Below are 6,959 nucleotides of genomic sequence, written 5' to 3'. Positions count from 1 at the left end.
CGCGGAGTGCGATCTGGATCACGACACCGACTACGACCCCGCAGCGGGTGAACCCGGTGAGGGTGCGACGCATCCGGACAATGTGCACGTGATGCATCGCGGGCACCACAATGCGAAGACGGGCCGGTTCTGGCGAAGTCGGCAGCACGGTGACGGGTCGATCAGTTGGCGGACGCTGACCCGACGTCTGCGGACGACGCCTTTCGACCATCATCGTCCCGGTGACCAGGCGGCACCGGTGGTGAGCGGGGCCGAGCAACAGGTCGGGATCCGGTTGGCGTTGTGCCGCGAACATGACGTCGTCCCCAACGTGTTCACCGACCTGGCCGATGTACGGCTGATCCATGACACCAGCCCGCCGCCGGATCCGCAGACGGATCCGCAGACGGATCCGCAGACACGCCCCAAGCCGCCCGGACGGGTGCACCTCTTCCGCCACCGCGGCGAGGTCCGCATCGAATTCCCCGAGCCACCCCCACCATTCTGACGCGTCGGTGACCGGATGTGACGCCGTGCTGAGCTACGTCGCCGCCAGCCATGGATGACCGGGCAGCGTGCGCTGCAGCATGTCGCGCAACCCAGTCGCGCCGGCCGGCGTCGAGCAGTGGCCAGGTCACCTCGACGTCGCGTTGATCGGCACAGAACTCGTCATCACCCGGCCGCCAGTGATCAACCACGTCGGCCTCACTCTTCGCCGATCGCCTCACGCCATTCGGCGTCCTCGACCGCCGACGCCTCGGTGGCCTCGCTGGCCAGTTGCTGCGGATCGAGATCCGGGTCTCCGGGTTGGTCGTCATCGGTGCGCGCACCCGGATTCGCTTGGTGGGTGAACCTTTCCAGCTCGGCCAGCACCGTGGAGTGCTGGTCGGCGCACAACATCACCAGGTCACCGGGATTGGCCAGGTGCACCGCGTGCCGGGTCGCCTCGAGTTCGTCGAGCACAGTGAGCACCTGACGGCAGCGCGCTCCCTCGGTCATCGCCTCGCGCACACCTTCCTCGACGAGTGCAGCGGCTTCTCCAACGGGGCGGCGGCGCAGGTTGTCGTCCTCGCGCACGACCAGCACGTCGAAGTAGCGGGCGGCGACCCGACCCAGCTCGCGGATGTCCTCGTCGCGGCGATCGCCTGCGGCACCGACCATCCCGATGCGGGAGATCCGGTGATCGGCAGCTCCCTGTCGCTGATCCACGTAGCCCTGCACGAATTCGCCGAGCCGCTGCATGCCGGGCGGGTTGTGGCAGTAGTCGACGAACACCTCGGCGTGGTTGACCTCGACCCGGTTCAACCGGCCAGGGGACAAGTAGTACGTCGTGGTGAAGGTGCGCAGGCCTTGCCGTATGTCGTGCAGCGGCGCACCCGCGGCGAAGGCGGCCCCTGCCGCGGCCAGTGCGTTGGCGACGTTCATCCGGGCGGTCCCGCCGAAGGTGGCAGGCAACAGGTGGGTCCAGGCAAGCGGCATGGAGCGACGCCCCTGCTTCAGGACGATCATCTCGCCCCGGTCCGACGGTTCCAGCACCACGGCACGGGCACCGCGCCGGCACTTCTCGTCGATGAAATCGCGTACCCGGCTGCCCGGCGGCTCCATGGAGAACCACACGATCGTCCCCGAGCATCGGCGGCGCATGGCACGCACCAGCGGGTCGTCGGCGTTCAGCACGGCATACCCGTCCCGCGGAACCGCTTCGACGACAACGGACTTCACCCGAGCCAGCTGTTCCAGCGTGTCGATGCCGTGCATACCCAGGTGGTCCGGTTGCACGTTGGTCACGATGGCGATGTCGTTGCGGTCGTAACCCAGGCCCTCGCGCAGAATGCCGCCGCGAGCGACCTCCAGCACGGCGAAGTCGACTCGCGGGTTCTGCAGCACCATCCGGGCCGATCGCGGGCCCGAGGCGTCCGCCTTGATGACCAGTCGTTCGTCGATCACGATGCCGTCGGTCGACGTCATACCGACCTTGCGGCCGAGGCCCTTCATGATGTGCGCGAGCATGCGCGACGTGGTGGTCTTGCCGTTGGTGCCGGTCACTGCGACGACGGGCACCCGCGACGGGGCACCGGGCGGGAAGAGCAGATCGACGACCGGCTTGGCGATGAACTGTGGCTCGCCGACCGTCGGGTGCGTGTGCATGCGGAACCCCGGCGCCGCGTTGACCTCGCAGATCGCGCCGCCCGTCTCGCGCACCGGGGCCGTGATGTCCGGACAGATGAAGTCGATGCCGGCGACGTCCAATCCGATGAGTTGCGCTGCCTCTTCGGCGATCTCGACGTTGTCCGGGTGCGCGTCGAAGGTGCGATCGATCGAGATGCCACCGGTGGACATGTTGCCGGTGAGCGCCAGCTTGACCATCTCGTCCTGCGGCGGGACGTCGCTCATCGCATAGCCCTGCTCGCGCACCAGCTCGACCGCGGCGTCGTCGACGACGATCCTGGTGAGCACCTTCTCGTGTCCGACGCCGCGCCGCGGATCGGCGTTGGTGAAGTCGACGAGTTCCTCGATGGTGTGCTCACCGTCGCCGACCACATGTGCCGGCACGCGTTCGGCGATCGCGGCCATCCGGCCACCGATGATCAGGCATCGGTAGTCCTTGCCGGTGATGAACGACTCCACCTGCACCACGCCGCGCCGGCTCTGCGCCGCTGCCAGCGGGAATGCGTCACGCACCGCCTGCGCCGATTCCAGACCGAGGATCACCCCGCGGCCGTGGTTGCCGTCCAGCGGCTTGATCACGACGGGGAAGCCGATCTGGTCGGCCGCCTCGGCGGCTCCTTCCGCGGTGCGGACGGTGACCGCCTTCGGCACCGGCAGACCGGCCGAACCCAGCAGCGTCGCCGTGAGGTTCTTGTCGCCGGCGATGTCGACTGCCAGGGCCGACGTGCGCGACGTCATGGTCGCCCGAATCCGCTGTGCGTGCACACCCTGGCCCAGTTGCACGAGCGAGTACTGGTTGAGCCGGTGCCACGGTATGTCGCGGCTGACGGCCTCCTCGATGATCGCCGAGGTGGACGGCCCGAACGCCATCCGGGCCGCTGCCCGCAGAAAGCGGTCGAGCTCTCGGTGGAAGTCGAAATCGGGTGTCGGCACAATGATCTCGTTGACGATGCGGATCGCGAGTTCACCGGCTGCGGTGCCGACCCGCTCGTCGAAGTAACCGAAGATAACGTTGTAGACGCCCGGTCGGCCGTTCGCACCCCGTGTCTTGCCACGGCGCATGTCGTGCCCGGCTTCCTGCTGCAGTTGCAGGGCGACATGCTCGGCGACGTGGCCGAGCCAGGTGCCCTCGCGCAGCCGCTCGACGAATCCTCCGCGATGGCCACGCGAGCAGGTGTGGTCCTCCAGCCCGGGTAACCACTCCAGGAGACGGTCGCTGAAGCCGGGGAGCTTGTCGGTGGGGAAGTCTTCGAGCTCACCCAGGTCGACCAGCAGATGGACCGCTTGCTCGTAGGCCCAGATGTTCGGGCCGCGATAGACGCGCGTGCGAAGGACCGTCAGTTGTCCGCTGGTCGGGAACTGCTCCATGGTTGCTGCTCCTGTCGGGGTGATCGTCGAGTACCTCCGGAACGCCGGCGAGTTGCTATCGGCGCAGGGCGGCAGCCGCCGTCGCGGTGTCGTGCCGGTCCCGGCTGGTGGAGACCGACAGATCGGCATACTTCTCGGAAAACTCCGTCAGTGTTGCAGTTTCGAGGTCGAAGATCGCGCCGTAGGGCAGCGTGTGGACGATCGCACCGGTGACCAGCAGCGGAGCGTCCCGCTCGGCTTGATGCGCGTCGTTGACGGCCGATCGGGCGTCGACGACGAAGACCGCACCCGACCCCACGACGGACAACTCGGTGCCGTCGGTGATCTCGGCAGCGGTGTCCTCATCGATGCCCATCCCCAGCAGGTTGGGCGAGGACGCGACCAGGGAGAGCAACCGGCCGTAGCGGGCGCGCTGGTCGAAGTGCTGGTCGACGATCACGCCGGGAAGCAGACCCAGCCCGGCGGTCAGCTGACTGGACCGCTGACGGGGGGTGACCCCCTCGTCGCCCATGGAGATCATGAACTGACTCATGATCGAGGCCCCGGCGGACGTGCCGGCGATGACGGCGCCGCGCTCGTAAGCGCGCAGGATCGCCGCGCCGAGCGGGGTGCCGACGATCAGCTGACTCAGTTTGAGCTGGTTGCCACCGGACAGGAACACTCCGGTGGCCTCGTCGACCAGTTGCTGCAGGCCGGCGTCGCTGCTGTGCGCCCGGTCCGACGGGTCCACCGCGTCGATCTGTGGCGCGCCCAGCCGGGAGAACACCGTCGAGTAGACGTCCACGACCTCGTCCGGGACCGACGATGCGGTCGGGATGATGACGATGCGCGACTTGCGGCCGCCGGCCAGTCGGACGAACCTGCGCAGGATGGTGACACGGCCGACCTTGTCCTCGGCGCCGCCGATGATCAGCAGGGATCGGGTGGCCGGATCAGGCGCAGGATCAGACATGGGGCGATTCTAGGGAAGGGCCCACTCGGTCGGCCTCCTCGACGTCGTCGCGCGAGATGCCCAGCATGAACAGCACCGTGTCGAGATACGGCACGGTGAGGTTGGTGTCGGCCTGCTCGCGCACCACCGGCTTGGCGTTGAAGGCGATGCCGAGCCCCGCACTCGCCAGCATGTCGAGGTCGTTGGCGCCGTCGCCGACGGCGACGGTGCGGGAGAGCGGCAGGCCCTCGGCCTCGGCGAACCGATGCAGGGCGCGGGCCTTCTCCGCACGGTCCACCACGGCGCCAGCCACTCGGCCGGTGAGCTTGCCGTCGACGACTTCCAGCGTGTTCGCGTGCGCGCGGTCGATGCCGAGTTCGGTGGCCAGCGGCTGCACGATCTCGAGGAATCCGCCGGAGACGACGGCAACCGAGAATCCCAGCCGGCGGACCGTGCGCACCAGCGTGCGGGCGCCGGGAGTCAACCGGACCGCTCGTCGTACGTCCTCGAAGACCGACACGTCCAGGCCGGCGAGGCAGCGCACCCGCTCGTGCAGACTCTGCACGAAGTCCAGCTCGCCGCGCATCGCACGCTCGGTCACCGCTGCCACTTCGGGCTCCCGACCGGCGTGCGCGGCCAGTAGTTCGATGACCTCGTCTTGGATGAGGGTGCTGTCGACGTCCATCACCAGCAACCGGCGACCGCGCCGGGCCAGCCCGCCGGGGGAGACCGCGATGTCGACACCGTGCTCGGCGGCCAACAGTGCCAGCGTCCGTCGCAGACTCGGCACATCGGCACCCGACAGGTCGAGTTCCAGGGTGGTGACCGGATCGCGGGAGAGCCGGCGGATGCGGTCGATGTTGGCTCCCTGGTCGCCGATCGCCGCGGTGACGGCGGCCAGGCCCGACGCCTGCAACGGCGCACCGAGCACCGTGACCGAGACACGTCCGGTGCGACGAGCGGGATTGTCGCCGAGACCCGGCTCGATCGTCGCGGTCAGCCCGAACTCCTGCGCCACCAGGCCGATCGCCGCGGTCAGTGCGTCGCTGTCCCCGGCCGGTTGCAGCAGCGCAGTCAGCAGCAGACGTCCACGCACCACCGCCTGCTCGAGGTCCAGCACGACGGCGCCCGCGTCGGCCGCGGCGCACAGCAGACGCGCCGAAACGGCTGGGCGGTCGTGGCCGGTGAGGGTGACCAGGAGTGTGTTCATGGGTGGAATCGATGATGGCACAGGGGCGTTCACGGCTGTATGACGGTGCCCTTACCGACGACGGTGATGCCGGACTCGGTCACCGTGAACCCGCGGGCGCGGTCCTCCTCGTGGTCCAGCCCGATGCTGGCCCCGTCGGGCACGTGCACGTCCTTGTCGATGATCGCCCGGCGGATCCGGCAATGCCGGCCGACGTCGACGTTGTCCATCAGGATCGCGTCGTCGACCTGGGCGAAGGAGTGCACCCGCACGTTGGTGGACAGGACCGAGTTGCCGATCACTGAACCGCTCACGATGCATCCGGAGGAGATCATCGATCCGGTCGCCATACCGCTGCGGTCGGATCCGCCGTGCACGAATTTGGCCGGCGGATAACCGGTGTCGCTGGTCAGGATCGGCCACGCGTAGTTGTAGAGGTTGAAGATCGGGTGGATCGAGACCAGGTCCATGTGCGAGTCGTAGAACGAGTCGATGGTTCCGACGTCTCGCCAGTAGCCCGTATCGCGTTCGGTGGAGCCCGGGATCTCGTTGTCCCGGAAGTCGTAGGCGTGCGCCTCGCCCCGGTCGACGAACGCCGGAATGATGTTGCCGCCCATGTCGTGCTTGCTGCCGGCATCCGCAGCGTCCGCGGTGACGGCTTCCACCAGCGCATCGGTGTCGAAGACGTAGTTGCCCATCGATGCCAGGACCTCGTGCGGGGCATCGGCGAGTCCCACCGGGTCCGAGGGCTTCTCCCGGAATGCAGCGATCTTCTGGCCCGGGCCACCGGCGAGCTCGATCACCCCGAACTGGTCGGCGAGCTCGATCGGTTGCCGGATGGCGGCCACGCTCGCCCGCGCCTTCGATTCGATGTGCCGATCGACCATCTGCTCGAAGTCCATCCGATAGACGTGGTCGGCACCCACCACGACGACGATGTCCGGCTTCTCGTCGTGAATCAGGTTGAGACTCTGGTAGATCGCGTCCGCCGACCCCGAGAACCACTGCTTGCCCCGACGCTGCTGGGCCGGCACCGGAGCCACGTAGTTGCCGAGCATCGTCGACATGCGCCAAGCCTTGGCGATGTGCCGGTCGAGACTGTGTGACTTGTACTGGGTCAGCACGACCATCTTCAGGAAGCCGCTGTTGGCCAGATTGGACAGGGCGAAGTCGATCAGCCGGTAGATGCCGCCGAACGGCACGGCCGGTTTGGCCCGGTCCGCGGTGAGCGGCATGAGTCGCTTGCCCTCGCCGCCGGCCAGGACGATCGCCAGCACGGATGGTCCACCTCGTCGCACCATGGACCTAACCTACGGTGCCCGC

4 protein-coding genes and 1 pseudogene are annotated in these 6,959 nt (G+C 68.1%); 1 reads left to right on the top strand and 4 read right to left on the bottom strand.

Features of this window, described 5'->3' with window-relative positions; translation table 11 throughout:
- Nucleotides 1–487, top strand: a pseudogene (locus ACTHL4_RS16880) (hypothetical protein); the annotation flags it as partial.
- A 197-nt stretch (nucleotides 488–684) separates the two neighbouring features.
- Here the strand turns inward: ACTHL4_RS16880 and cphA are convergent.
- The 4 genes from cphA to glgC are packed head-to-tail and all read right to left on the bottom strand — an operon-like array spanning nucleotide 685 to nucleotide 6,937.
- A complete protein-coding gene (cphA, locus tag ACTHL4_RS16875; RefSeq protein ID WP_440283929.1) occupies nucleotides 685–3,516 on the bottom strand; it encodes a cyanophycin synthetase in 2,832 nt (943 codons plus the stop codon).
- Between the two features lie 55 nt (nucleotides 3,517–3,571).
- A complete protein-coding gene (locus ACTHL4_RS16870; protein WP_440283928.1) occupies nucleotides 3,572–4,468 on the bottom strand; it encodes a cyanophycinase in 897 nt (298 codons plus the stop codon).
- Nucleotides 4,461–5,657, bottom strand: a complete 1,197-nt coding sequence (gene serB, locus ACTHL4_RS16865; RefSeq protein ID WP_440283927.1) for a phosphoserine phosphatase SerB — start codon at nucleotides 5,655–5,657, stop codon at nucleotides 4,461–4,463. The genes ACTHL4_RS16870 and serB overlap by 8 nt, the downstream gene beginning before the upstream one ends.
- A gap of 29 nt (nucleotides 5,658–5,686) precedes the next feature.
- On the bottom strand, nucleotides 5,687–6,937 hold the full coding sequence (gene glgC / locus ACTHL4_RS16860; RefSeq protein WP_440283926.1) for a glucose-1-phosphate adenylyltransferase: 1,251 nt from the start codon (nucleotides 6,935–6,937) through the stop codon (nucleotides 5,687–5,689).
- Nucleotides 6,938–6,959: the final 22 nt, after the last annotated feature.

Origin of the sequence: Flexivirga sp. (assembly GCF_051955415.1) — a bacterium.
Taxonomy (GTDB): Bacteria; Actinomycetota; Actinomycetes; order Actinomycetales; family Dermatophilaceae; genus Flexivirga.
Note: the sequence above shows the minus strand (reverse complement) of the source record. Positions and strands in the feature narration are given on the sequence as shown.

Excerpts from the sequence above, each read along its gene's own strand:
- cphA (WP_440283929.1), bottom strand. The coding sequence starts at position 3,516 with ATGGAGCAGTTCCCGACCAGCGGACAACTGACGGTCCTTCGCACGCGC.
- ACTHL4_RS16870 (WP_440283928.1), bottom strand. The coding sequence starts at position 4,468 with ATGTCTGATCCTGCGCCTGATCCGGCCACCCGATCCCTGCTGATCATC.
- serB (WP_440283927.1), bottom strand. The coding sequence starts at position 5,657 with ATGAACACACTCCTGGTCACCCTCACCGGCCACGACCGCCCAGCCGTT.
- glgC (WP_440283926.1), bottom strand. The coding sequence starts at position 6,937 with ATGGTGCGACGAGGTGGACCATCCGTGCTGGCGATCGTCCTGGCCGGC.